This window comes from Paenisporosarcina sp. P4_D4, from assembly GCF_056401835.1.
The window spans coordinates 65,629-88,511 of the sequence record NZ_JBFUIO010000002.1 but is presented as its reverse complement, the minus strand read 5'-3'; the positions used below and the strand labels follow the sequence as shown (position 1 = coordinate 88,511).

Sequence of the window (22,883 nt, the reverse complement as noted above, 5' to 3'; positions counted from 1 at the left end):
TATCCTTACACTGTTTGGTTATCGATTGCTTCATTGTACATATCAGTATCCAGCTCGCCTGTTATTTTAGAAGTCGTAACACCTGACACCATAGCGCCACTTACATTTAGCGCTGTACGTCCCATATCAATTAAAGGCTCGACTGAAATTAGTAACCCGGCTAATGCAACAGGTAAATCCATTGCGGACAATACGAGAATAGCAGCAAAAGTTGCGCCTCCGCCAACCCCAGCCACGCCGAACGAACTAATGGCTACAACAGCAATCAACGTTAACAGGAACATCGGCTCTAATGGATTTTGTCCTACTGTTGGCGCAATCATGACCGCAAGCATCGCAGGATAAATACCTGCACAACCATTTTGGCCAATGGATAATCCGAATGAACCTGCAAAATTAGCAATACCTTCTGGTACACCTAAACGAGTAGTTTGAGCATTGATTGTCAGTGGTAAAGTACCTGCACTTGATCGTGAAGTGAAAGCAAACAATAATGGTTCAGCTGCTTTTTTCACATAAGTGAATGGGTTTAATCCAGAAAGTGAAACGATCAATAAGTGAATAGCAAACATAATAATCAATGCGACGTATGACGCAATGACAAACTTACCTAAATCATAAATGGCATCAAAATCAGACATGGCAACGGTGCGTGCCATAATGGCCAAAATTCCATATGGCGTCAAACGTAAGATGATTTTCACAACACGCATGATCCATGCATACACTGCATCCACAGTGCTTTTTAGTACAGCCGCATGTTCTTCTTCTTTTCTAGCTATTCCTAAATAAGCGAAGCCTAAAAATGCAGCAAAAATGACAACAGCAATAGTGGAAGTCGGTCGTGCACCTGTGAAATCAAGGAATGGGTTTCCTGGTAACAAATCAACAATCTGTTGTGGCAATGTTAGATCAGCCACTTCTGCCGTACGCATTTCAATGTAAGCGCCGCGCTCCGTTTCAGCGTCTCCGCTCACAATTTGGGAAGCATCTAAATCGAATACAACCGCTGAAAGGATTCCGACTGCAGCAGCAACTGCTGTAGTACCAATCAATAAGCTTAAAATAAGGCCCGTCTTTTTGCCGAAATTTTTCCCGATTGTAATCTTGGTAAAGGCTGAAAGGATGGAAATGAACACTAATGGCATAACAATCATTTGAAGCAATTTGATGTAACCATTTCCAACTAGATTGAACCATTGGACTGATTCACTCAGTATTTCAGAATCTGTCCCATATACATAGTGTAAAACTAGACCATATGCAATCCCTAAGCCAAGTCCTGTGAACACCCTTTTTGAAAATGAAATATGCTTCCGTCCCATGTATATAAGAAGTCCAATTAAGAGTAGCAATATGGCGGCATTGATAAAGATAAATAAATAATCCAAAATAATCCCCCCTGCTCATAATAAAGTCACCACAGCCAAAAGCTTAAGGAGTCGAGAAACATTCATTTAACTGTTCGATTTTTCACCCCCTTCTTTCTTATGTTACTTTAAGCTATACTTAAATATGACCAAATCAGTTTATTTAGGAGGGACTATATGGCTGCCAATTTACTCGGCATCGGCTTTTCCGCCATTATCATACTTAATATTTTTCTAGCCATTGTGTTAATCTTCCTTGAGCGGCGAGATGCCTCTTCAACATGGGCATGGTTGATGGTCTTATTTTTTATTCCTATCCTAGGATTCATTCTTTATTTGATGTTGGGTAGACAATTACGTAAAAGGCATTTATTCCGATGGGAAGGTCGCAGTAAAATCGGGATTGATAACTTGATAGATTATCAAATTGATGCAATCGAAGAAGGAACTTTTGAGTATCGTCTTGACGATTCCCAAGACTACCAAGATATGATTTACATGCACTTGCGTAACAATCATGCTGTACTGACACAGGATAATGCATTGACGATTTACAATGATGGAAATGAAAAGTTTTCCGCTTTATTAGAAGACCTGGAACACGCGAAAGACCACATTCATATTCAATATTATATTTTCCGTTTAGATGGTCTCGGTCGTCGCATCTATGATGTACTCATTAAAAAGGCAAAGCAAGGCGTGAAGGTCCGTTTACTTTTTGATGATATGGGCTCACGGGGAGTTCGTAAAAAACATTTCAAGGAACTTATGGATTTGGGTGGCGAAGTGGAAGCATTTTTCCCTTCGATCATGCCGCTCGTTAATCCTCGAATGAATTACCGTAATCATCGCAAAATCGTTGTAATTGATGGACGCGTCGGCTATATTGGTGGATTTAACGTTGGAGACGAGTATTTAGGATTAGATCGCAAATTCGGCTATTGGCGCGATACACATTTACGCATTGAAGGCAGTGCCCTTCACCCTTTGCAAACAAGATTTATTTTGGACTGGAACCAGGCGGCATCGAAGGAACAGGATATCGAATACTCCGATCGTTATTTCCCTGCTATTCCTTTGAAAGGATCAGTCGGCTTGCAAATTGTTTCAAGTGGACCTGATTCAGAGTGGGAACAAATCAAAAATGGTTATTTGAAGTTAATTACAATGGCTAAGAAATATATTTATATTCAATCACCTTATTTCATTCCCGATGCGAGTTTTATGGATACACTTCGCATTGCTTGTCTATCCGGTATTGATGTACGGATTATGATTCCAAATAAACCTGACCATATGTTTGTTTACTGGGCGACTTACTCGTACGTCGGCAATCTAATAAAAGCAGGGGCAAAAGTATATATTTACGACAATGGTTTCCTGCATACGAAAATGATTGTAGTCGACGATGAAGCCTCTACTGTTGGGACAGCAAATATTGATGTACGCAGTTTCAAATTAAACTTCGAAGTGAATGCCTTTATTTATGATCGGGAAACTTCCCATCAATTGGCTGAGTTATTTGAGCAGGATATGTTGTTATCCAGGGAGTTAACATGGGAACTTTATGAATCCCGGACAAGAATAATTAAATTGAAGGAGTCTTTCTCCAGACTTCTATCTCCTATTCTTTAATAATGACTACTTTAAAACCGGCATGAAGATAATTTAATCTTCATGCCTTTTTATTTGGTGCAACGGACTCAACACTATTAAAAGCCCCTATTTTATATGCACTCTATCCGTTCTGTGCTATTATGTACGATGTAACAAAATAGGAAGAGGTTCGCAAACTCCCTCTATAAAAAACTAAGGTGAAAACTGTTGCTTAGCATTACAGTTTTTTGTGCTTAATCAGCCCCAATTCAGTTCATGCATCCGCCGATTCGCTCGGTGACTGCCATTTTCATGTTTATATGTGATGTTCGAAAACTGAATCACCTAAATAGAGATGTCGAATACTCATTCTTCAAAAGGAGAAATGAGCAATGAAACAAGGAAAAGCAGTGGTCGTCTTTAGTGGTGGCCAGGACAGTACCACTTGTCTACTGTGGGCTTTAACACAGTACGAAGAAGTGTATACAGTTACGTTTGACTACGGTCAACGACATATCGAAGAAATTACATGTGCAGAAGAAATTGCCAAGGAATTAAACGTGCCATTTAAAGTGTTGGATATGACACTAATCAACCAGCTATCTGCCAATGCACTTACCAGAGATGACATTGCAGTAACCGATGCAGTCGATGGTGAATTGCCATCAACATTCGTCCCAGGAAGAAATCATTTATTCCTATCATTTGCGGCCGTTTATGCTCAGTCAATTGGGGCACGCCATATCATTACAGGCGTTTGTGAAACTGATTTCAGTGGATACCCAGATTGTCGTGATGTATTTGTAAAAGCACTTAATGTTTCCATTAACCTGGCTATGGATACTTCACTTGAATTCCAAACACCATTAATGTGGTTGAATAAAGCGGAAACATGGAAACTCGCTGATGAATTAGGCGCGTTGGATTTTGTCCGCACCAAAACACTCACTTGTTATGAAGGAGTTCGCGGGGATGGCTGTGGCGAGTGTCCGTCATGCGTATTGCGCAAAAATGGGTTAACAACTTACCTTGAAGAAAAACAAGGGAGTGCAGCCCAGTGATTCAGCAATTTTACCCACAAACACCTCATACTTACCGATTTGAATTAAACAAAGATATGCATTTGTCTGCGGCGCATTTCATTCCACATGCCGACGCGGGCAACTGCCAATATATGCACGGCCATACGTACTTCATCAACATTACGATTGCTGGAGACGAACTGGATGAAATGGGTTTTCTTATTGATTTCAAAGTGATTAAACATCTCATTCACAAAAAATATGATCATACAGTGCTGAATGATCATCCAGAATTCAAACAGAATAACCCTACGACCGAACAAGTAGCTCAAGTGATTTGGACGACCATCCAACAGAAATTGATGACTTTGTCCAACCAACCAAAATGTATTCAAGTTGTGGTTCGTGAAACCCCTACCAGCTATGTTGTGTATCGTCCGAAAGCGGAGGATCTGCTATGAAAATACCTGTGATGGAAATATTCGGACCCACCATACAAGGTGAAGGAATGGTCATTGGACAAAAGACGATGTTTGTCCGTACGGGCGGATGTGATTATTCATGTTCATGGTGCGACTCCAAATTCACTTGGGATGGAACCGGTAAAAGTACTGCAATGAAAGCAGAGGAAATCATTTCTTCACTCAAAGAAATCGGCGGAGACGCTTTTTCACATATAACGATTTCAGGGGGCAATCCTGCTCTTCATAAAGGGTTGGGTGAATTCATCAACCAATGTCACGAGCAAGGATGGAAAGTGGCCATTGAAACACAAGGATCATTTTGGCAAGACTGGCTAACAGAAATCGATGATATCACGATTTCCCCAAAACCACCGAGCTCGCTAATGGTGACTGATTTTAACAAACTTGATACTTTCATGATGAATTTAAAAGACTCCCATATCAGTCTGAAGGTTGTCGTTTTCAATGAAGAAGACTTTGATTTTGCAGAAATGGTACACATGCGTTATCCGGCCGTTCCTTTCTACTTGCAGGTCGGAAATGAAGATGTACTAACCGTCGATGATCAAGCATTGGTTTCGACTCTATTGACCCGATTTGAATGGCTGATTGACCGTGCCATGAAATCTACTATTATGAACGATGCTAAAGTATTGCCCCAATTGCACGCATTAGTTTGGGGAAATAAACGCGGTGTCTAACTAGGAGGAAATAAGATGAGTGGCCGTCAAAAAGAAGATTTAGAAGGAATCAGTTTATTAGGCAATCAAAATGTACAATATGATTTTTCATATAATCCCGGTGTGTTGGAATCATTCGATAACAAACATCCATATAGAGACTATTTCGTGAAGTTCAATTGCCCGGAGTTCACTTCATTATGTCCAATCACTAGCCAGCCCGATTTCGCTACGATTTATATCAGTTATATTCCTGATATTAAAATGGTCGAAAGTAAKTCCCTAAAATTATATTTGTTCAGCTTTAGAAATCATGGAGACTTCCATGAAGACTGCATGAATATCATCTTGAACGACTTGGTTGAATTGATGGACCCACGCTACATCGAAGTTTGGGGCAAATTTACTCCGCGTGGCGGTATCAGTATTGACCCTTATACGAACTATGGAAAACCTGGTACCAAATATGAAGAAATGGCTGCACATCGCATGATGAATCACGACATGTATCCAGAAACGATTGATAATCGTTAATATATAACCAAGAAAAAGACACTCAGAAATTTGAGTGTCTTTTTTGATTCAGGCTTTTTTAAACTATTCGGTTAGCTAATATAGATATAAAAATAGAGAGGGACTCATCTCCCTTTCCGCGGACGAACCGGCAAGCGCAAATGTACGATAAACAACAGGATAGTTTAACATAGACTATTTATTATTCTTCAAACCGAACCTTTACTCTTACCAAATCTTGAATGCTTCCATCATTGGCACTTCGTGTATAGACTCTTAATTCACCTGTAGGCGTGGAGGGTTTAAGCTCGAATTGAGCATTGGTGGAGAATTCAGCATATTCAGGTCCGGCTGCACGTGCCGTTATGCTTTTCTCCTTGGATACCACATTTCCTTGTGTGTCCAAGATGCTATAAAGTACATTTGCTTCAAAAGCCCTTGCCATTCCTTGAATTAAGCCACCTGATTGAAGTACATCCCCTGGCAATGGATGTAGGACCAGTATGTTGCGGGAAGCAGGTAACGGCATAAGTAAGCGATAGCCAAGATACAGCACTTCAGGGGAAAATCCTGCCCGACGTTCATTCGCTCTAATTATTTTTTCCAGAGACACTCCTGTTTGACTGGAAATTCGCGATAATGAGTCTCCACTAGATACTTCATATATGAATGCCGGGACACGAATGACTTGGTTTGAAAAAATAAAATTGGGATTCGCTATCTGTGAGTTAATGCCAAATAAAAGGTCTGTAGACACAGAAAACCGTTGTGCTATGGAAAACAAAGTGTCACTTGGGGAGACTACGTAATACACTTCATTTTGAAAACCGAATCTTCCCCCCGGAATTATGAGTAATTGACCGGGAAAGATCAAGCCAGGATCGGTGAAGGGCGGATATAGGGAGTTTGCTTGTTCAATAGCAGCGACTGTACTGCCAAAACGCCTGGCAATGCTGTACAGGGTATCACTAGGTTGAACCGTATAGACATATTGGGTATTTTCACTAACCGTCATGTATGAACTCCTTTTACCCCATCTTATACATTGGTACGCAAAGTGGTTCCCGGAAAAGCGTAAGGTTAGACACTTTACACAGCCTCCAGATTAAGGATAACTACATTAACATATCGATACAAAATAAAAAGAAGAGGAACGAATCCTCTTCTTTTTATAGATCTAAATATTCTTCCAGCGTCTGTTTATGTGTAAACATATCCGTAGCAGGCTCTACTCCTACATAACGGAAATGCCATGACTCGTGCATATAGCCCGTTACTTCTTCTTTCCCAAGTGGATATCGCATGATAAACCCATACTTATGGGCATTACTTGCAATCCATTGGCCTGCTGGTGTTTTTCCAAAAGAAGCAGAAGCCCAGTGCTTTTCAAAGTTTCTCTCTCCGATATCAAAAGCCAAACCTGTCTGATGCTCAGAGTATCCAGGGCGTGCACTATACTGATCTGCAGCTTGTTGACCGTCTTTCGAAACATATTGATTATATAATGTCTCCTGTCGCTCAAAAGAACGGAACGTACTGAATGCTACCAGTTCAAAGCCATCAAGTTTAGCGGCAGCTGCCATTTGATCGAAAGCTTCACGGGCCTTTGAATCTTCGCCTTTATTGTAGTCTGTCGGTAATGGATAGTGTTTATTTGCAATAACAAACCCTTCTACGAGTGTCGGGGTTGATGGATATTTTTGATTTGGTATATATTCATCGCTTGCTGGTTTTTCAACTGGTGGTGATGGACTTTCTTTCGGCTCGACTGGTGTTTCAGTCTTTTCCGGTTTCTTTGGAGGGACAGTTTCTTTAGGCAGTTCCGGCTTTTGAGTTTGATTTGGATCTTCATTTACTTCATCCACCTGTTTGTCCGTACTATGTGATGGTTCAGGTTCATCTGTTTTTTGAAAATTCATAGCAGTTATACTTTCATCCAGACTCCAGTTGTGTAATCCCATCCAAACCACAGGTGCAAGTAATACAAGGGAACCTAGAATAACAGCGAGGACAATTGGCCAATTCTTTTTATCTTTTTTATTAAAACGGTATTTTGGAGATTGCATGAGAAGCCTTCTTTCATTTTACTTATATTTATTTTACCATTAAATTGTTTATAGATGACACCCATCAATATTTTTTCGCTATAATACATTAGACTATTGAAATAGATAAGAGGTTTCATTTATGATAAATTCGCAAAAATGGTTATCTACTAATTTCTTCGCCTTCTTCTTTACATGGGGCGTATTCCTCCCCTTTTGGACAGGCTGGTTAACAACGGAAAAAGGACTTTCCGTTTCTCATGCAAGTCTTATTATGGGGGCAGGAATGCTGGCGCGTGCCATATCTACATTTGTGTTATTTCCTGCAGCTACGAAAATCTTCTCTCTTCGTGTAGTGATGATGTGGACGGCATTTTTGTCATTGTTGGTCATGGCATTGTATATTCCCGCCAACACATTCGTGTCATTACTACTTATCACTATTGCTTTTAATTTCGTTTATCCAAATTTGCTTCCTGCGATGGAAAGTAGCGCGTCGGTTTTAATTCAAAATGAACAAATACATTACGGAAAAAGTCGTTCCTTTGGTTCAATTGGCTATACGGTAGGTCTCTTACTCATCGGAGCGGTTGTAGCTATATGGTCGGAACAGGCTATTCTATGGGTTATGTTGGCTGGACTTGCTTTTATGTGGATTTTGCATACGCGTCCAGCTCCTGTTTCTCTTACCGTGAAACACAAGTCTATTGATGGAGAAAACAGAAAATCCAATTTCAAACGTTTACTTTCTTCCAAACCTTTTGTAACCGTGTTGATCCTTGCTATATTACTCCAAGGAGCCCATGCTTCCTATTACAACTTTGGTTATATCTACTTACAAGATCTTGGCGTGAACAGTTTATATATTGGGTTAGTTTTAAATGTCGCGGTTCTTTTGGAAATTTTATTTTTCACTAGAGCAGACAAACTCTTCGCCAACACCAAAGTGTCTACCATGTTTTTGATTGCTGGCATCGGATCCACTATTCGTTGGGTCTTGATCTATCTTTTCCCCAACGTTTGGGTATTTAACATCTCTCAGTTGCTTCACGCTGCTTCTTTTGGTGTGGCGCATTATGCCTTTATCCAGTATATTTCAAGGAGTCTATCTCCCAGTGACATCCCTGCGGCTCAAGGAATGTATGCCGCATTTGCCTTTAGTTTAAGTACTGCTATATTGACGTTGGCAGGCGGATATTTATATGAAATTCATCCAGGGGCCGCTTTCTTGGGCATGACGTTATGTTCCATTCCATCCATCGTTATCGTACTGCTTACAAGAAAAAAGTTCTCATATTAAAAACTTTTTTCATTAGACGGACAGAAAACTATCTTGCAATACGAATCATATAGTAACAAAATCGAGACAGGAGTGTGTCTATATGTCACGAATCTCAAAGTTCGACGTGCTACTATTAATGCATCAATTAGATGAACTCTTAGAAAACCGTAAAGAAGATAGAACCCGAGACAAAAACAGAGACAATAAACAGAAAAACGTTCGCAACCGTTAAAGGTTACGAACGTTTTTTATTTGAGTACTCCACAAGCAATTCGATCTCCCGAGTTCCCTGAAGGATCCGTCACATAATCATCTGCTTTTTCATGAATCACTAATGCACTTCCATCATCATCAAGTAATGAATTTGATTTTCCTTTTTCTAGTGTCACATGCGGAGAAGTAATTTCTAAATCTACTTCGCCATTTTCGTTCACGGTCAAATTAGGAAGGTCTCCGGCATGAAACCCTTTGGGATTCTCAAAACCATGTTGTTTTTTTGCAGGATTCACATGACTTCCTGAAGTTGTAAACTTCGGATATTCACACTTTCCTACTTCATGGAAATGAACTGCTTTGACTCCTGGTGTTAGTCCTTTCAGCATTAGATGAATTCTAACTCCCGATTCTGTTTCGGTTAACTCTGCTGAACCTATTCCTTTACCAGTGGCATCTACAATAGTGGTTGCAAGTGAATGTTCAATCACACCACTTACTGGAATTGAATCATTTTGGGGAATGCATCCTGATGTGAGTATAGCAACACATACTATCATCCATTTTTTCATCTAAAAACCTCCATGCATGAATATAGTCTCTCATTAGCATGATGGCTTAAAATTTATAGTTTATACACTTTTAAAGAAACATCATTAAAAGTGTTACGAAAAACGCAATTACAAACAATATGGCTACCGATTTCATCCACTTAGCCTCTTTGCCAAATCCACTTTCTTTTAACTTCATCGCACGATAACCATTCGTTATGGCGAATATCGCGGTCATGAACAAAACAGCCATGTTAATGTTCCCTTTAATAATAAATACAATGGCCAATATACTTAAAACGGTCATGAGTAAACCGATTAACCAATTAGTCTTCATCATGCTCTCTCCTAGAAAAAAAGTCGGGGCAATGTGCCACCGACTTTTTCATGTTATTCTTCTAATGCTTTTTCAGGATGATTCGAGTAAAACTTGCGTCCTAAATAGGTTTGGAATATTAACAGTAAACCACCAACTGTCCAGTAAAGTGGTAGAGCTGCCATCGATGTAAATGACACGAACATAATCATGATTGGTGAGATATACACAAACATCTTCATTTGCTGCTTTTGTTGTTCAGGAACGGTCCATAATGACACTTTTGCTTGTAAGAAGTAAACAGCACCTGCAATCAACGTCATGATAATATCAGGTGATCCCAAACTATACCATAAGAATTGATGATCCTTTACTTCTGGAGAATGCAAAATCGCAAAATAAAGTCCCATAATGATTGGCATTTGTATCAACATAGGCAAGCAACCCATATTTAATGGATTTACATTATGTTTACGGTAAAGTCCCATCATCTCTTGCTGTAACTTCATTTGCTCTTCTTTGTCTTTCGATGCTTTAATTTTCTTTTGGATTTCATCCATTTCTGGCTTCATTGCATCCATTTTGACTTTCATGCCTTGTTGATTTTTATAGTTACGCAACATTAAAGGCATTAATATAAGTCGAATCAATACAGTAATCGCAATAATAGCTAAGCCGAAACTTCCGTTAAACAAATCACCAAAAAAGTTAAGCGAATATTCAAAAGGGTATACTAAAAAGTCATAGAAAAACCCTTCCTTATTTTCAACACCCGAACAACCACTTAAAACTACGGCAGCCATCACAAGCATTGACAGTAATCCGATTTTTTTCTTCACTAGGTTCACCTTCATCTTTTAAACTATAGAAAAGTATACCTTATATGACTACCAAATTTCAAATCCAGAGAAAAAAGAGTCGTATGGACGACTCTTTAAACTGTTGTTGGTAATGTAAACCTAAAATATTCATGTTCTTTTTGGTCACGAAATTGTTTAGGAGTAACCTCTGTATATTTCTTAAATATTCGGGTGAAATAGCTCTGATTGCAGAAATGATATTGTCTTGAAATCGCTGAAATACTTTTGTTTGTATGGCGCAAATAGTATTGTGATTCTTCCACACGTCTGACATTTAAATATTCTACCAGCGTAATCCCAACATGTTCCCGGAAAATTCGTGATAGGTGGCTCGTGGTGACTTGGAAATGCTTTGCAATATCTTCTACTGTCAATTCGGATTCTACTTCCTCGTTAATAAACAAAATTACTTTATTTACGGTTTGATGACTGAAGGTAGGTTGTTTTCTTTCGGAAATTACGGACACAAAAAAATCGATTAAATCATCTGCAAATTGAAGGAATGCCGCGTCACTCATATGAAAATCAATCATTTCGATACAGGCTGCATTAAAAGCAAAAGCCTTTTTTGAAGGCACTTGGTTTTCATATAATTTCCTCGCCATAATGGATGACAGCACATTGAAGTAATTTTTAACTCCACGAATCGTCTGCTTACCTGCTCTCAGAGATATTAGATCGATAATTAGATGCAAGGTTTTCTTTGCTTGTTCCGTTTCCAAATGGTGAATTTCATACAAAAGCTTAGCTTCCAATTCAAAGAAATCATCTATTCCTTCAAACTGAGAGGATATTTCAATTTCACTCATATATTTTTTAGCTATTGTTTCACTGCCTGTTGATTGATTTAACTGCATAAAAACTCACCACCCGTATTTCACCATATTAGTTAACTATATAATTAATTGTCATCTATGAATATAGTTTTATTACTTTTTTATTTTTTGTAAATTTTCTGTAATATTAGGTATTTTATCACATCTGTACGACATGCTCCATCAAAAGAAACAAGAGACATTTAATATATTAGGATTTTTGCAGATATAATACAAATATTAATAGGTTTCTGCTAATTCTTTACCTGATGAAGGAACAAGGCTTTTTTCAAGGAAAATACCTCCTCTGACCCTAAGTGTTTTATATGGTAAAATAGTGTGAAAAAGAGAATTTCGTTTAAAAATGAGGTGCAGTAATTGGACACAAAATCAATAAATGAAATCATGAAAGTCATACAGGAGTTTTTTCCTGAGCAAGCATCCATTGCGATATCAAATACCAACGAGTATGTGTATTATCAACCGAGTAAAAGAATTGATTTAAAAATACTTCCTGGTGATCCGATAAAAGAAGGAACGGCAACACATAAAGCTCTTTTATATGGTCAAAAAGTGAACGAGTTTATAGATCCTGATCTTTTTGGTGTATCTTATTATGGAATGAGTATCCCCATTATCGAAGAGGGTAAAACCAAAGGTGCAGTAACTGCAATACTTCCCCATCAACCTTCTCCATTTTTAAGTCAATATATGACGATAAAAACGGACGAAAATTGGTATCCTGTTAAACATGAACATGTCCTTTTCCTGGAAACCCAGCTAAGAAAAACGTTTGTGAAAACCGAAAGTAAGGAAGGTTATCACCGTTTTAATTTAAGTGAATTGGAATTGTTTCTTTCTTCGGAAACCTTTATCAGATGTCACCGTTCATACATAGTCAATATCGCATTCATTAAAGAAATTCAACCTGATTCCCATTCGACTTTTTTACTTGAGATGACTGATGGAACCAGAATTCCTGTCAGTCAGCGATATGCTAGTTATTTCCGAAGATCCCTCGGATTCTAAATGTAATCACGCGAATAGTTCTTTAGTATGTTTAACGGTGATACTTTTGACCTTAATCACTTCCAAAAAAAAAGAAGGGTACGCTCGCTCGTAGCGTAGCCTTCTTTTTTATTCATTTTCCGTATCCAATTTCTTTTCAATTGGATCTGTATCATTTGAATCCGATTGTTTGTTTTTATCCTGGACTGACTCGTTGTAATAATGAACACTTGTCATGGCACCTTCGCCTACCATTTTATTGTCGTCAATATCATGAGGTTCTGAATGACCTGCCTTCGTCAATTCTGTTTTATTCACTTTTTGTGATTCCATATAGGCATTGAATTTTGTTTTCGTATTATTGAAAGCTACTAGTGCTTTTTCACGATTTTCAGGTTTACTAAAGTAAGCATATGCTCCTGCTGCCAGTCCGGCTAACAGTAATGAACGATTATTCCCTTTTCCCATTGTCACCAATCCTCCAAAAAATCTAATTTCTTTTTATAACTATTAGATACCCCTTATTTTCATGTTCAACACTTCATAATGATGGCAAAATGATGACATTATCAAAACTTGTGCAATAGCATATCGACATGTGGAATTCCATCTTCGTTATACTCTTCCGAAATTTCCTCAAAGCCAAAAGTTCCATAAAAATGTTTCAGCTGCGTTTGAGCTTGCAATTGAATATCACCGTTTGGCCATTTTTCACTGCTAAAAGATATTGCCTGTTCCATTAATTGCTTTGCCAGCCCTCTCCCCCGTGCTTTTTTGTTCACAATCACTCTTCCAATTGAAATACGGTTATATTTTATCCCGGCAGGTAAAATGCGTGCATATGAAAGCAATTCACCATTTTCAATATAAGCGAGATGGTATGAATCCATATCGCATCCATCTATCTCGGGATAGGGACATGATTGTTCTACTACAAAGACATCCACTCGCAATTGTAAGTATGTATAAAGTTCGAATGTTGATAACTCTTGAAATGATTTGATTGTCCACATATTTTCCACTCCCCTTGAGGATATTATTTCACAGCTATGGCATACAAGTGAAATCTTTGGTATGATAGTTGAAAGAATTTTGAGGTGAGACGATTTGATACGAGCGATGAAACAAGACGATATTGCTGCGGTACAGCAAATCGCTAAGATTAGTTGGCATGATACTTATGAAGGTATTATTCCAGCTGAAATTCAAGATTTATTTATTGAACGGGCTTATTCAAATGCCATGATGATGAAACGTTTAGAAAAAACATCTGTGTATGTCGCTATTCATGATGACGAAATTATTGGGTTTGCCAATTTCACGCGTGTAGATGAAGATGGAGATGCCGAGCTGACAGCCATTTATTTATTGCCTTCGCATCAGCATTTAGGATATGGGAAGCAGTTATTAAATGAAGGACTGCAACACATTCAAGATGCTCAACAATTATTTGTTTACGTTGAAAGCGAAAATCAAAAAGGTCGTACATTCTATGAACGTAGTAATTTTACATGTGTCGAAGAGTTCGATGAGTTTTTTGAAGGACACCCTTTATCGACAGCTAAATATGTTTATTATTTAAAAACGCCTGTTAACAATTAAATGTTAACAGGCGTTTTCTTATCTAGTTAGGCTATTAAACTTAAAACCTACCTGTAAAAGCCGTATATGGTTAGCGCTAGATTTAGACTAGATTAGCGCTTTCCACTTTTTTATAATGGTTGTTGTGGTTGATTTTGATGTTGCACTTCATTGTTGTAGTAAGAATCTTCTACAGGTGTTTTACGCACGAAACACATAATTGCTGCAATGTAGAACAAAATTGGCGCTAATAACAAAATACCTGACAATAACCCTGCAAAGATGAATAAGATTCCTGCAGCTTTCGGACTCTTGTTTTTGGACACTTTCACTACGCCCAATATACTTAAAATGACGCTGATAAGTAAAGTTACAACAATTACCCATCCTACCACGCCGACTACATTCAGACCGACATCAACAACATCATTAAATACAGCAATGTCTTCAGCTGTCATGGACGGATCGGATAACATTATTTCTTTTTCTAACATTTGTTTCATTTCATCGGGGTTTGCATTGGATGCCCCCACAACTGTAAGTGTCGCAAAAATTAATAAAATGACGTTTAATATAGTACCAATTACACCTAATGTTACTTCTCCCGCTCTGCTCAAAGCATTCACCTCTTAAATTTTATTTACTATATTATGTACGAACCACAGGTAATATGGTTTCATTATTCTTTATTCCCTTAAGAAATTATGAATAAACCTGTTTTAAAAGTGGAATGCACGGGTACACAATCAGTAATACCATAATGGAAGGAGTTGATGCAAGATGGAAAAGAAATTAATTTTCAGTCAATCAGATTTCATGTACACAATGGTAGGGTCTTCCGTATTAACTGGATTTTTATTTATTTTTACTCAAATGTGAGGGATAAACAATATGACGAAGTCGACATAAAAGGCAACCCACTAAATGAATTAGCGGATTGCCTTTTTTATGCTTTAAGATCTTCATATTCATCAGATTGATTGAAAGCAGACACGACATATGAACAAACGGCTTCCATTTTATATACGTTTTCCCGAGCATATTCTGCTGAACGATCGAGTAATTGTTTAGCTACCCCTTGCCCTCGAAGTGCAGGAGAAACAAATGTATGATCCATCACCATTACATCCCCAAGCAACGTCCATGTAATTTCCCCTAAGGCCTGACCATCTTTTTCATGCACAAATGCGTATGCATCATGACCTAATTCTATAAACTGGAACTCCATTACCACCACTCCTTTTTTTCAGTGTAGCATAATTTACTCTTTCAATGAAAGCGGGCGAAGTGAGGCTTCAATTTGTTCACGACGTGATTCCAAAAACGGTGGCAATGCAAGGGTTTCACCTAATGTATCCATTGACTCATCAGTGGCAAACCCTGGCTCATCAGTTGCAAGTTCATACAATATTCCATTTGGTTCACGGAAATAAATTGATTTAAAGTAGTAGCGATCAACTTTGCCAGAAGTCATAAATCCTTTTGAACGGAGTAACTCTTCCCATTTATCATAGTCTTCAAACGTTTTTACCCGGAATGCCACATGATGGACACTCCCACGACCTGGTCGCTCCATTGGCAAATCGGGACGTTCTTCAATATGCACTTCTGACGCAGGCCCTCCTTCCCCAGTGGAGAAAACCGTAATCTCAGGCATTCCTTGAATAGGTGATGGATACGTGCCTACTTTTGTAAAACCTAATACTTCAGTCAAGACAAGTTGTGTTTGTTCAGCTTTGCGAACAGTCAAAGTGACATGCCCTAATCCAACAACTGCAAATTCTTCAGGAACCGCTGATTTTGTCCAAGGGATTCCATAAGGTACTCCTTTTCCATCATCAACTACCAACATGAGACGTGATCCTTCAAAGTCTTCAAAATACATCGTTTTTCTTCCGAAACGTTCAATCACTTCTTCGAAATAAACATTGTGTTCCGTAAAGCGTTCTTTCCAAAATGCCAGGGCATCTTCACTTTTTACGCGAAAAGCCGTGTTACTGATGCTTGAAACACCAGGTACTGTTTTTGCTGCGTGCGGAATATCAAAATAGGTCATATCCGTCCCAGGTGTACCTACTGCATCCGCATAAAACAGATGATATGACGATGTGTTATCTTGATTCACACTTTTTTTCACGAGTCGCATACCCATTATACGAGTAAAGAAATCAAAGTTTTTTTCAGCGTTCGCTGTAATTGCTGATACATGATGAATACCGGCCAATTCCATAATAATTCCTCCTATATAAAAATATCTCGAATTCGAGATATTTTTTCTTTTAGTTTAGCACGCAATTAAAGGATGCGCAATTGTTCTGTTTCAATGTAGAAAAGTGAAAAGTTCCGCTCTAGTTTTACACCGATGATGGAAGGAATAAACGAATATTTCGCCTTTCTGGCACTGGAGCTAGACCAATTGAGCCTTGAAAGAAAGTAGCTGCATGTACAAGATTTAAACATTTCACTTCATGAAAAAAAACCTCCACTTGGGAGGTTTTTCACTTAATTAAATAATGACCGAATGGAATCGATTAAACTATTGAAGAAGTCTTTAACACTTTGCCAAAAGCCTTCATTATCAACAATGTTGCCGATTTTATCTTCAATTGTTTTGCTTAAGTCATTCAACTGATCAGACCATTTACTGAAATCGATGTCCAGTTGTCGAATACGATCCATTAAATCGACCAATAATTGACGGTCTTCTGGACTTAACTCAATTTGGAGTTTCGCCAATTGATCTTGAACAATCTTTTCAACTTCTTCTTTAGTTGCAGGATTTTGTTCTGCGATATCTTTTTTAATCTCCGTTAACAGTTCACTTACTTTTGCATCATCAATACCCGATTTATCAGCTAAAATGGTTGCCACGGAAAGTTCTTCATTCGCTACATCCGTACGCTCTTTGTCCAATGTTTCTCCACTGACTTCATATGCTTTGTAAATCCCCACTAAAGCGGAATGACCCGTTACTTTCTTTGGTGCTGCCACTTCAACCGTTGCATCTTCGATTCCGGCAGTTAACATTGCATTTTCGTACATTTCAGCGGTTACTTGCGTGATATTCTCTTCTGTCACGATTTTAATCACTAAGCCTTTGCCTGCATCCTCGCGTGTGATTTTTGCGGATGAAAACATACGGGCTGACGAATCTCCATCTTTAATATACTTAACTAAATCATCGCCATTTACTGAGATTTCTTCGACTTCGCTTTCACTCGTCACATTCAGACTGTCTTTGACACTTTGTTTTTCAGCTTCTGTTAAATCAGCTCCGTACACGACGATTGGCATGCCAAATTTTTCATTAATTACATTTCCAGAAGATGAGGAACCTGTGCTTGCCAAAGCACCAGAAGGCATTAGCAACGAGGCAGCTAATAGAAATGAAGCAAAGCGGACAATATTCTTTTTCATTGATATTTCTCCTCTCAGAACGAACAATTCTTATTGTGATGGGTCAAGCCATTCTGTCTATGAATATGCTTCCCTTTTGATAATACGACGAATAGGCACAAAAAGTTTCGGCGAGATTTTTCTCCCCATTCTTTTTGTGCCCATTAAAAGTGTATTTTAAACTTAAATGTCAGATTTGACCAAAGTCCAACCATCTTTTTGTTCAATTTTCTTTTCTTTCATTAACTTTCCTAGTGCACGTTTAAAAGAAGCTTTGCTCAAATTGAACATGTCGTAAATTTCATCTGGAGTTGATTTATCAGTAAATGGCATTTTACCGCCAACATCCTGCAAGTAACGATACAGTGTTTCTGCATCATCCATCAATCGCTCCTGTTTTCGTGGCAGCATCGAGCCATTCAATGACCCATCCTCTTTCACACCAATCACCCGAATTTCAACTTCTTCACCTATACGTGGTTCAGCCATTTGTTCCGTGTGGTGAACAAACACTCTGTACCCTTGAGGAACGCTGATGAAAAACGAACCGATTGGCAATAAGCGGTATGCTCTAGCCTTCAAATTTTCATTCATTACAGATGTCGGCGCTTCCACGAATGTTTCAGCTACGCGATCTTCGGTTGCCAGTCGACCGAATAAGTCTCCTTTAAAATCGGTTCTCAATGTCATGTATAAATGATCACCAGTTTTTGGCCATAGCTCTTTTAATAATGGCAAGTCAGATGGTTTCACAATCACTTCACGTGAACTGCCGATATCGACGACTGCACCTTCACGCTCGTCCATTTTAATGACTCTTGCCCATCCGTAAGTACCTTTTGTGATATGTGGCAATGTGGAAGTTGCACTTAAATTGCCACGACGGTCTTTAAATAAAAATACTTTAATTGTATCGCCTTCCTGAACTCCTTCAGGTGCTTCAGATCCATTGATTGGTACTTCAATTTCACCATTGGATAATATCCATTTAGAAGATTCCTGTGACTTTATCTGTAAGTCAACAATTTCTCCAGATATCATTTCGCTCATAGCGGACACTCCTTTCGCTTTTTCCTATTCTGATTGTTGCTGTTCTTTAAGTTCTTCAAGTTTTTGAAGAAAGTCAGGGTTTTCTTCCATCGCTTGAATCAAGTCTGCAATACGATCGATCGAATTCCAGCTTAAGTGATGTTCTATTCCCTCAACATCTTCATATATTTTGTCTTCCTGTACGCCAATTAAACGCAAAAATTGTTCCAACAAATCATGACGCTTAACCAACCGCTTTCCTAATTTCAACCCTTTCGGTGTTAACATCAGACCTCGGTAGCGTTCATATATCAAGTATCCATCTTTGTCGAGTTTTTGAACCATTTTCGTTACAGAAGAAGGAAGAACTGAAAGAGATTCAGCGATATCCGATACACGCGCATATCCTTTTTGCTCAATCAGCATATAGATTTGTTCAATATGGTCTTCCATACTAGGTGTCGGCATCACTCTGTTCCTCTCTTTCCATAGCTTATATAAGTGTACTATAGTCGCTTATCGTTCTCAATGAATAAAGCAAAGTGCAACAGGATGCTAAAATCTACACAGACGCTGAATGATCATTAACAGCAGATACTTCCTCAAAAGAGTTAATTACAAAGTTGCATCTCCTAATTATGTAGGTTATGCAAGCTATATATGCCGAAACGTACAAAAAACAACTTAATTTTAGTTTGAGTGGTTTATGGCGAAAATATCAGGGGTACTTTACTAATATAAAAGCGGCCTAAATGCAGAGAGGATGAGCTTGAATGGGTAGAATTTTATGGATGATCATCGTCGTATTATTAGTTATTTGGTTATTAGGACTTGTATTTAAAATTGGCGGCGGTCTGATTCACTTGATTTTATTAATTGCAGGTATCATTTTAGTCGTACAATTAGTAACGGGTAAACGAAAACTGTAACAAAAGGGATGTCCGTATATTACGGACATCCCTTTTCATGTTATTTGATTTTGGCGTAGATACAAGTATCACGTATATATTTACCATCCGCAGATAGCGACTCTTGCTTCAGAATTCCTTCTAGCGTAAATTTTAATCGTTCAGCGACAGCCCGACTTCTCACATTATCTGTATCGCACCGAATTTCCACTCTTCTGGCTCCCAACTCTTCGAAAGCAAATTCAGTCAAACGCTCAGCCGCTTCCGTCATATAGCCTTTCCCTTCAAATCGACTGTCCAACCAGTACCCAATTTCAACTTTAGGTATGTCCCAATTTATACGATGAAAGCCGCTTGCCCCAATAAACTCACCTGTTTCTTTTAAAAACAAATGAAGTCGCAAATCTTTCCTTGTGACAAAATCGGCAACAGCCTGTCTTGTATTTTCAGTTGTGTCTTCGATTTTTTGACTACTTTGTGCCCACGGCATCCATGGTTGGAGGGCTTTGTGGGATACTTTGACACTTTCCCACACCAGTGGTGCATCTTCAACTTTTGGTGCACGGATAAAGAGTCTCTCCGATTCAAATGAATCCGGGAAATTACGCATCGCGACATGTACTTTCGCTTCCGATTTCTCAGGTACTTGCTGATCATCCCATAAGACCGGGGTAGTCGTACCTTCAATAAAGTCTTCCCTTGTTATTCCATACGTAATAGCATCATAATAGGAATTTTCTTTTGGTGAAAACCAAGCTTTTCGAAGATGCCCTTCTTTTACAAACCCTGCACGTTCAAACGTTTTGCGCATGGCAAAGTTATCTTGTCGAGTATGCCCTTCCACACGAATTTTCTTTTCAGGCAGATTGAATACATATTCCGCCACTTTGATTAAAGCAGCGGGACCGTATCCATGACCCCGATAACTATCAGCAATCCGCAAATCAAATACGGGTATTTCATCTTGCAAATCGAACACTTTTACAATACCAACTTTTTGCTGCTCATCATTTTCGACCCAAAACGTTTTGACTTCGTCTGATTCGTACCCGCCCTCTTCAATAGTCTTTTCAATAATTTCTCTCGCAGGATTTGAATTTCCGTGAAAAGGCCAGGTATTTGTGGTCATAAAATGTATCAGTTGTTCTTGCTCTTCCATTGTCCATTCTGTTAATCGCATGCTCTTCCCCCGAACGGCGTTACTTTTGAATGCGCAGTAATCTCATTGAATTCAATACAACGAGTAACGTTGCCCCCATATCTGCAAAGATCACAATCCAAAGAGTCAGCCACCCTGGAATGATCAGCAGTAACGCCACTATTTTTAAACCTAATGCAAACATAATGTTTTCTTTAATAATACGCAATGCTTTTCGGCTCAAATGAATGGTATATGGAAGTTTTTCCAGGTCATCCTCCATTTCTTAAGCGTTATGATTTGGAATCGAGGTCCAGGTTGACAGTTTGGGGTTCCAGGTAGACAGTATCGGGGTCCAGGTTGACACTTTTGGGTTCCAGGTAGACAGAATGGCATTCCAGGTTGCACAAATTTCTTTCACCGTCGTTTTGGTTCTTAGGAAGTACTTAAAGATTGCTTCGCTTACTCCAAATAATAAAAATGTATCTGCGCAAATAAAGGATTTAGCTTTCACTCTAGAGAATATATATCATGTATATAAGGTTCAGAGAAGAATCACTTCACTAAGGGGGGTTGAGGATGTATAAACAAATTTTGGTGGCCGTAGATGGTTCTGTACATTCGAAGAGAGCAGCAACTCACGCTGTTTTCCTGGCGAGCTCAAGTCCGGATGCGCATGTTACCTTGTTATATGTTTTGGATTACGATAAAACAAGGACTGATGTCATTCATAGCATGAGTAGTGAAGAGTTGCATATAGATCGCAAAAACAAGATTATGCCTATAAAAGAATTATTTACGTCCAAAGGGATTTCAACTGAAATTAAATTGCTGCATGGTGAAGCCGGTCCTGTCATTGTGGAGCATGCGAACCAGGAAAATTACGATATCGTGGTAATCGGCAGCCGGGGGCTAAATACCCTACAGGAAATGGTGCTTGGTAGTGTAAGTCATAAAGTGGCAAAACGTGTACATTCACCTGTCCTACTAATCAAATAAACACCTTGAAGCAAATGAATTCAGTACTTACTTATAAACTCGAACTCAGACTGACCAATTCATTGGTCAGTCTTTATGTTCGTTCAGGAGATGATCAAGTGGAAAAAGGTCCATTAAATTTACTTACAGATGTACCCGGTATAAAAGTGGGACATGTCACGCTGAAACAATATTTGGATGAAAAAGATTCGATTTGTACAGGGGTCACTGCGATATTGCCACATGAGCAAAATCCATTCCTACATAAAGTACCTGCTGCAAGTTTTGTCCTGAATGGCTTCGGCAAGACGGTCGGTCTCATTCAACTTGAAGAACTGGGATTAATGGAATCGCCCATAATGCTGACAAATACATTCAGTGTCGGAGCGGTATTAGAGGGCACACTCTCCTTCATGTTGGAACAAAATCCAGCAATCGGAGATTCAACGAGTTCGCTTAATTTGGTAGTGGGAGAATGCAACGATAGTCATTTAAATTCGATTCGCCTTATGGCGGTTCGTCCCGAACATGCGATTGAAGCTCTGGAGAACGCTACACCTGGAAGTTTTGAACAAGGTGCAGTTGGTGCTGGTACCGGGATGATTTGTTACGGGGTGAAAGGAGGCATCGGCAGTTCATCGCGAATTGCTAAACATGAAGAATACGCTTTTACCGTGGGAGTTCTTACACTAACGAATTTCGGTCGTGCTCATGAGTGTCGAATGGCAAATTGGGCACAAGACAATTTGGACAAACCAGATGGGTCCGTCATTATCATCGTTGCAACAGACGCTCCTCTAGACGCACGTCAATTGAAGCGAATGGCGAAACGTGCAGCAATCGGACTCGGCCGAACGGGCACACACATTCATAACGGCAGTGGTGACATTGTTATCGCATTCTCTAATGCCACTATCATTTCACATGAATCAAATCATCCGTTTGAAACACAAACGTTATTAAGGGATGATCATCCTCTTATGAATGAACTATTCCAAGCGGCGATTGAAGCTACGGAAGAATCTGTTTATCAGTCTATTCGCTTCGCTGAAACTACAACGGGTCGTTTAGGCAGAGTCATTGAAAAAGGGCATTTCTAATAAAAAGGGACTTCCGTT

Annotated in this window: 28 protein-coding genes, 1 pseudogene and 1 riboswitch; of the genes and pseudogenes, 12 read left to right on the top strand and 17 right to left on the bottom strand. The window is 38.9% G+C overall.

Annotation, left to right across the window (positions count from 1 at the left end; translation table 11 throughout):
* Positions 1–5: 5 nt before the first annotated feature.
* The gene (locus tag AC1DSL_RS01595; RefSeq protein ID WP_081637845.1) at positions 6–1,325 is read right to left on the bottom strand and encodes an L-cystine transporter; all 1,320 of its coding nucleotides are present in this window, start codon (positions 1,323–1,325) and stop codon (positions 6–8) included.
* Between the two features lie 222 nt (positions 1,326–1,547).
* Between AC1DSL_RS01595 and cls the strand changes: the two genes are divergently transcribed.
* From cls to queF, 5 genes are all read left to right on the top strand, one after another.
* The gene (gene cls, locus AC1DSL_RS01590; protein ID WP_477530967.1) at positions 1,548–3,005 is read left to right on the top strand and encodes a cardiolipin synthase; all 1,458 of its coding nucleotides are present in this window, start codon (positions 1,548–1,550) and stop codon (positions 3,003–3,005) included.
* 140 nt (positions 3,006–3,145) lie between these two features.
* Positions 3,146–3,189, top strand: a riboswitch (PreQ1 riboswitch).
* A gap of 169 nt (positions 3,190–3,358) precedes the next feature.
* Positions 3,359–4,027, top strand: coding sequence for a 7-cyano-7-deazaguanine synthase QueC (gene queC / locus AC1DSL_RS01585; RefSeq protein WP_016429733.1), 669 nt, complete (start codon positions 3,359–3,361; stop codon positions 4,025–4,027).
* The gene (queD, locus tag AC1DSL_RS01580) at positions 4,024–4,449 is read left to right on the top strand and encodes a 6-carboxytetrahydropterin synthase QueD (RefSeq protein WP_016429732.1); all 426 of its coding nucleotides are present in this window, start codon (positions 4,024–4,026) and stop codon (positions 4,447–4,449) included. The genes queC and queD overlap by 4 nt, the downstream gene beginning before the upstream one ends.
* Complete coding sequence (gene queE, locus AC1DSL_RS01575; protein WP_477530966.1) at positions 4,446–5,153, top strand: 7-carboxy-7-deazaguanine synthase QueE; 708 nt, start codon at positions 4,446–4,448, stop codon at positions 5,151–5,153. The genes queD and queE overlap by 4 nt, the downstream gene beginning before the upstream one ends.
* A 15-nt stretch (positions 5,154–5,168) precedes the next feature.
* The gene (gene queF / locus AC1DSL_RS01570; RefSeq protein WP_477530965.1) at positions 5,169–5,666 is read left to right on the top strand and encodes a preQ(1) synthase; all 498 of its coding nucleotides are present in this window, start codon (positions 5,169–5,171) and stop codon (positions 5,664–5,666) included.
* Positions 5,667–5,847: 181 nt separating this feature from the next.
* Here queF and AC1DSL_RS01565 read toward each other — a convergent pair whose 3' ends face one another.
* Positions 5,848–6,660, bottom strand: coding sequence for a LysM peptidoglycan-binding domain-containing protein (locus AC1DSL_RS01565; RefSeq protein ID WP_477530964.1), 813 nt, complete (start codon positions 6,658–6,660; stop codon positions 5,848–5,850).
* A gap of 154 nt (positions 6,661–6,814) precedes the next feature.
* The gene (locus AC1DSL_RS01560) at positions 6,815–7,711 is read right to left on the bottom strand and encodes a M15 family metallopeptidase (RefSeq protein ID WP_477530963.1); all 897 of its coding nucleotides are present in this window, start codon (positions 7,709–7,711) and stop codon (positions 6,815–6,817) included.
* Positions 7,712–7,832: 121 nt separating this feature from the next.
* Between AC1DSL_RS01560 and AC1DSL_RS01555 the strand changes: the two genes are divergently transcribed.
* On the top strand, positions 7,833–8,990 hold the full coding sequence (locus AC1DSL_RS01555; protein WP_477530962.1) for a 3-phenylpropionate MFS transporter: 1,158 nt from the start codon (positions 7,833–7,835) through the stop codon (positions 8,988–8,990).
* An 82-nt stretch (positions 8,991–9,072) separates the two neighbouring features.
* A complete protein-coding gene (locus AC1DSL_RS01550) occupies positions 9,073–9,204 on the top strand; it encodes a hypothetical protein (protein ID WP_016429726.1) in 132 nt (43 codons plus the stop codon).
* Between the two features lie 16 nt (positions 9,205–9,220).
* Here AC1DSL_RS01550 and AC1DSL_RS01545 read toward each other — a convergent pair whose 3' ends face one another.
* From AC1DSL_RS01545 to AC1DSL_RS01530, 4 genes are all read right to left on the bottom strand, one after another.
* Positions 9,221–9,757 carry a superoxide dismutase family protein gene (locus AC1DSL_RS01545; protein ID WP_477530961.1) on the bottom strand — a complete coding sequence of 179 codons (537 nt, stop codon included), beginning with the start codon at positions 9,755–9,757 and terminating at the stop codon, positions 9,221–9,223.
* A 70-nt stretch (positions 9,758–9,827) separates the two neighbouring features.
* Positions 9,828–10,076, bottom strand: coding sequence for a hypothetical protein (locus AC1DSL_RS01540; RefSeq protein ID WP_342542881.1), 249 nt, complete (start codon positions 10,074–10,076; stop codon positions 9,828–9,830).
* Between the two features lie 50 nt (positions 10,077–10,126).
* On the bottom strand, positions 10,127–10,891 hold the full coding sequence (gene yidC, locus AC1DSL_RS01535) for a membrane protein insertase YidC (RefSeq protein WP_036660322.1): 765 nt from the start codon (positions 10,889–10,891) through the stop codon (positions 10,127–10,129).
* Between the two features lie 95 nt (positions 10,892–10,986).
* On the bottom strand, positions 10,987–11,769 hold the full coding sequence (locus AC1DSL_RS01530; protein ID WP_477530960.1) for a helix-turn-helix transcriptional regulator: 783 nt from the start codon (positions 11,767–11,769) through the stop codon (positions 10,987–10,989).
* 336 nt (positions 11,770–12,105) lie between these two features.
* Here AC1DSL_RS01530 and AC1DSL_RS01525 point away from each other — a divergent pair, with 336 nt between their 5' ends.
* The gene (locus AC1DSL_RS01525; RefSeq protein ID WP_016429721.1) at positions 12,106–12,756 is read left to right on the top strand and encodes a LytTR family DNA-binding domain-containing protein; all 651 of its coding nucleotides are present in this window, start codon (positions 12,106–12,108) and stop codon (positions 12,754–12,756) included.
* A gap of 108 nt (positions 12,757–12,864) precedes the next feature.
* Here AC1DSL_RS01525 and AC1DSL_RS01520 read toward each other — a convergent pair whose 3' ends face one another.
* The gene (locus AC1DSL_RS01520; RefSeq protein WP_477530959.1) at positions 12,865–13,203 is read right to left on the bottom strand and encodes a hypothetical protein; all 339 of its coding nucleotides are present in this window, start codon (positions 13,201–13,203) and stop codon (positions 12,865–12,867) included.
* Positions 13,204–13,304: 101 nt separating this feature from the next.
* Positions 13,305–13,748, bottom strand: a complete 444-nt coding sequence (locus tag AC1DSL_RS01515; RefSeq protein ID WP_477530958.1) for a GNAT family N-acetyltransferase — start codon at positions 13,746–13,748, stop codon at positions 13,305–13,307.
* Between the two features lie 106 nt (positions 13,749–13,854).
* Here AC1DSL_RS01515 and AC1DSL_RS01510 point away from each other — a divergent pair, with 106 nt between their 5' ends.
* Positions 13,855–14,337, top strand: coding sequence for a GNAT family N-acetyltransferase (locus tag AC1DSL_RS01510; RefSeq protein WP_036660369.1), 483 nt, complete (start codon positions 13,855–13,857; stop codon positions 14,335–14,337).
* 110 nt (positions 14,338–14,447) lie between these two features.
* Here the strand turns inward: AC1DSL_RS01510 and AC1DSL_RS01505 are convergent, their stop codons facing one another.
* From AC1DSL_RS01505 to mntR, 6 genes are all read right to left on the bottom strand, one after another.
* Positions 14,448–14,942, bottom strand: coding sequence for a DUF4064 domain-containing protein (locus tag AC1DSL_RS01505; protein ID WP_477530957.1), 495 nt, complete (start codon positions 14,940–14,942; stop codon positions 14,448–14,450).
* Between the two features lie 320 nt (positions 14,943–15,262).
* Positions 15,263–15,544 carry a GNAT family N-acetyltransferase gene (locus AC1DSL_RS01500; RefSeq protein ID WP_477530956.1) on the bottom strand — a complete coding sequence of 94 codons (282 nt, stop codon included), beginning with the start codon at positions 15,542–15,544 and terminating at the stop codon, positions 15,263–15,265.
* A 33-nt stretch (positions 15,545–15,577) separates the two neighbouring features.
* Positions 15,578–16,546 (bottom strand): ring-cleaving dioxygenase, encoded by a 969-nt coding sequence (locus tag AC1DSL_RS01495; protein WP_477530955.1) that lies wholly within the window; start codon positions 16,544–16,546, stop codon positions 15,578–15,580.
* Positions 16,547–16,818: 272 nt separating this feature from the next.
* Positions 16,819–17,733: a DUF1002 domain-containing protein gene (locus tag AC1DSL_RS01490; protein WP_477530954.1), complete on the bottom strand. Its 915-nt coding sequence runs from the start codon at positions 17,731–17,733 to the stop codon at positions 16,819–16,821.
* A gap of 162 nt (positions 17,734–17,895) precedes the next feature.
* Complete coding sequence (locus tag AC1DSL_RS01485; RefSeq protein ID WP_342542873.1) at positions 17,896–18,762, bottom strand: CvfB family protein; 867 nt, start codon at positions 18,760–18,762, stop codon at positions 17,896–17,898.
* 24 nt (positions 18,763–18,786) lie between these two features.
* On the bottom strand, positions 18,787–19,209 hold the full coding sequence (gene mntR / locus AC1DSL_RS01480) for a transcriptional regulator MntR (RefSeq protein ID WP_016429711.1): 423 nt from the start codon (positions 19,207–19,209) through the stop codon (positions 18,787–18,789).
* A gap of 305 nt (positions 19,210–19,514) precedes the next feature.
* Between mntR and AC1DSL_RS01475 the strand changes: the two genes are divergently transcribed.
* Positions 19,515–19,670: a lmo0937 family membrane protein gene (locus tag AC1DSL_RS01475; protein ID WP_342542872.1), complete on the top strand. Its 156-nt coding sequence runs from the start codon at positions 19,515–19,517 to the stop codon at positions 19,668–19,670.
* Positions 19,671–19,710: 40 nt separating this feature from the next.
* Here AC1DSL_RS01475 and AC1DSL_RS01470 read toward each other — a convergent pair whose 3' ends face one another.
* Positions 19,711–20,829 carry a GNAT family N-acetyltransferase gene (locus tag AC1DSL_RS01470; protein WP_342542871.1) on the bottom strand — a complete coding sequence of 373 codons (1,119 nt, stop codon included), beginning with the start codon at positions 20,827–20,829 and terminating at the stop codon, positions 19,711–19,713.
* A gap of 19 nt (positions 20,830–20,848) precedes the next feature.
* Positions 20,849–21,070, bottom strand: a pseudogene (locus AC1DSL_RS01465) (cation-transporting P-type ATPase); the annotation flags it as partial.
* Between the two features lie 296 nt (positions 21,071–21,366).
* Here AC1DSL_RS01465 and AC1DSL_RS01460 point away from each other — a divergent pair.
* Entirely contained in the window at positions 21,367–21,786 is a 420-nt protein-coding gene (locus tag AC1DSL_RS01460) for a universal stress protein (protein ID WP_016429707.1), read from the top strand.
* 98 nt (positions 21,787–21,884) lie between these two features.
* Complete coding sequence (locus tag AC1DSL_RS01455) at positions 21,885–22,865, top strand: P1 family peptidase (RefSeq protein ID WP_477530953.1); 981 nt, start codon at positions 21,885–21,887, stop codon at positions 22,863–22,865.
* Positions 22,866–22,883 lie beyond the last annotated feature (18 nt).

What these genes read in the sequence shown, in the direction of transcription:
- AC1DSL_RS01595 (WP_081637845.1), bottom strand. Translation starts at nt 1,325, where the DNA reads ATGGGACGGAAGCATATTTCATTTTCAAAAAGGGTGTTCACAGGACTT.
- cls (WP_477530967.1), top strand. Translation starts at nt 1,548, where the DNA reads ATGGCTGCCAATTTACTCGGCATCGGCTTTTCCGCCATTATCATACTT.
- queC (WP_016429733.1), top strand. Translation starts at nt 3,359, where the DNA reads ATGAAACAAGGAAAAGCAGTGGTCGTCTTTAGTGGTGGCCAGGACAGT.
- queE (WP_477530966.1), top strand. Translation starts at nt 4,446, where the DNA reads ATGAAAATACCTGTGATGGAAATATTCGGACCCACCATACAAGGTGAA.
- AC1DSL_RS01565 (WP_477530964.1), bottom strand. Translation starts at nt 6,660, where the DNA reads ATGACGGTTAGTGAAAATACCCAATATGTCTATACGGTTCAACCTAGT.
- AC1DSL_RS01560 (WP_477530963.1), bottom strand. Translation starts at nt 7,711, where the DNA reads ATGCAATCTCCAAAATACCGTTTTAATAAAAAAGATAAAAAGAATTGG.
- AC1DSL_RS01555 (WP_477530962.1), top strand. Translation starts at nt 7,833, where the DNA reads ATGATAAATTCGCAAAAATGGTTATCTACTAATTTCTTCGCCTTCTTC.
- AC1DSL_RS01550 (WP_016429726.1), top strand. Translation starts at nt 9,073, where the DNA reads ATGTCACGAATCTCAAAGTTCGACGTGCTACTATTAATGCATCAATTA.
- AC1DSL_RS01545 (WP_477530961.1), bottom strand. Translation starts at nt 9,757, where the DNA reads ATGAAAAAATGGATGATAGTATGTGTTGCTATACTCACATCAGGATGC.
- AC1DSL_RS01540 (WP_342542881.1), bottom strand. Translation starts at nt 10,076, where the DNA reads ATGATGAAGACTAATTGGTTAATCGGTTTACTCATGACCGTTTTAAGT.
- AC1DSL_RS01530 (WP_477530960.1), bottom strand. Translation starts at nt 11,769, where the DNA reads ATGCAGTTAAATCAATCAACAGGCAGTGAAACAATAGCTAAAAAATAT.
- AC1DSL_RS01520 (WP_477530959.1), bottom strand. Translation starts at nt 13,203, where the DNA reads ATGGGAAAAGGGAATAATCGTTCATTACTGTTAGCCGGACTGGCAGCA.
- AC1DSL_RS01515 (WP_477530958.1), bottom strand. Translation starts at nt 13,748, where the DNA reads ATGTGGACAATCAAATCATTTCAAGAGTTATCAACATTCGAACTTTAT.
- AC1DSL_RS01510 (WP_036660369.1), top strand. Translation starts at nt 13,855, where the DNA reads ATGAAACAAGACGATATTGCTGCGGTACAGCAAATCGCTAAGATTAGT.
- AC1DSL_RS01500 (WP_477530956.1), bottom strand. Translation starts at nt 15,544, where the DNA reads ATGGAGTTCCAGTTTATAGAATTAGGTCATGATGCATACGCATTTGTG.
- AC1DSL_RS01495 (WP_477530955.1), bottom strand. Translation starts at nt 16,546, where the DNA reads ATGGAATTGGCCGGTATTCATCATGTATCAGCAATTACAGCGAACGCT.
- AC1DSL_RS01490 (WP_477530954.1), bottom strand. Translation starts at nt 17,733, where the DNA reads ATGAAAAAGAATATTGTCCGCTTTGCTTCATTTCTATTAGCTGCCTCG.
- AC1DSL_RS01485 (WP_342542873.1), bottom strand. Translation starts at nt 18,762, where the DNA reads ATGAGCGAAATGATATCTGGAGAAATTGTTGACTTACAGATAAAGTCA.
- mntR (WP_016429711.1), bottom strand. Translation starts at nt 19,209, where the DNA reads ATGCCGACACCTAGTATGGAAGACCATATTGAACAAATCTATATGCTG.
- AC1DSL_RS01475 (WP_342542872.1), top strand. Translation starts at nt 19,515, where the DNA reads ATGGGTAGAATTTTATGGATGATCATCGTCGTATTATTAGTTATTTGG.
- AC1DSL_RS01470 (WP_342542871.1), bottom strand. Translation starts at nt 20,829, where the DNA reads ATGCGATTAACAGAATGGACAATGGAAGAGCAAGAACAACTGATACAT.
- AC1DSL_RS01460 (WP_016429707.1), top strand. Translation starts at nt 21,367, where the DNA reads ATGTATAAACAAATTTTGGTGGCCGTAGATGGTTCTGTACATTCGAAG.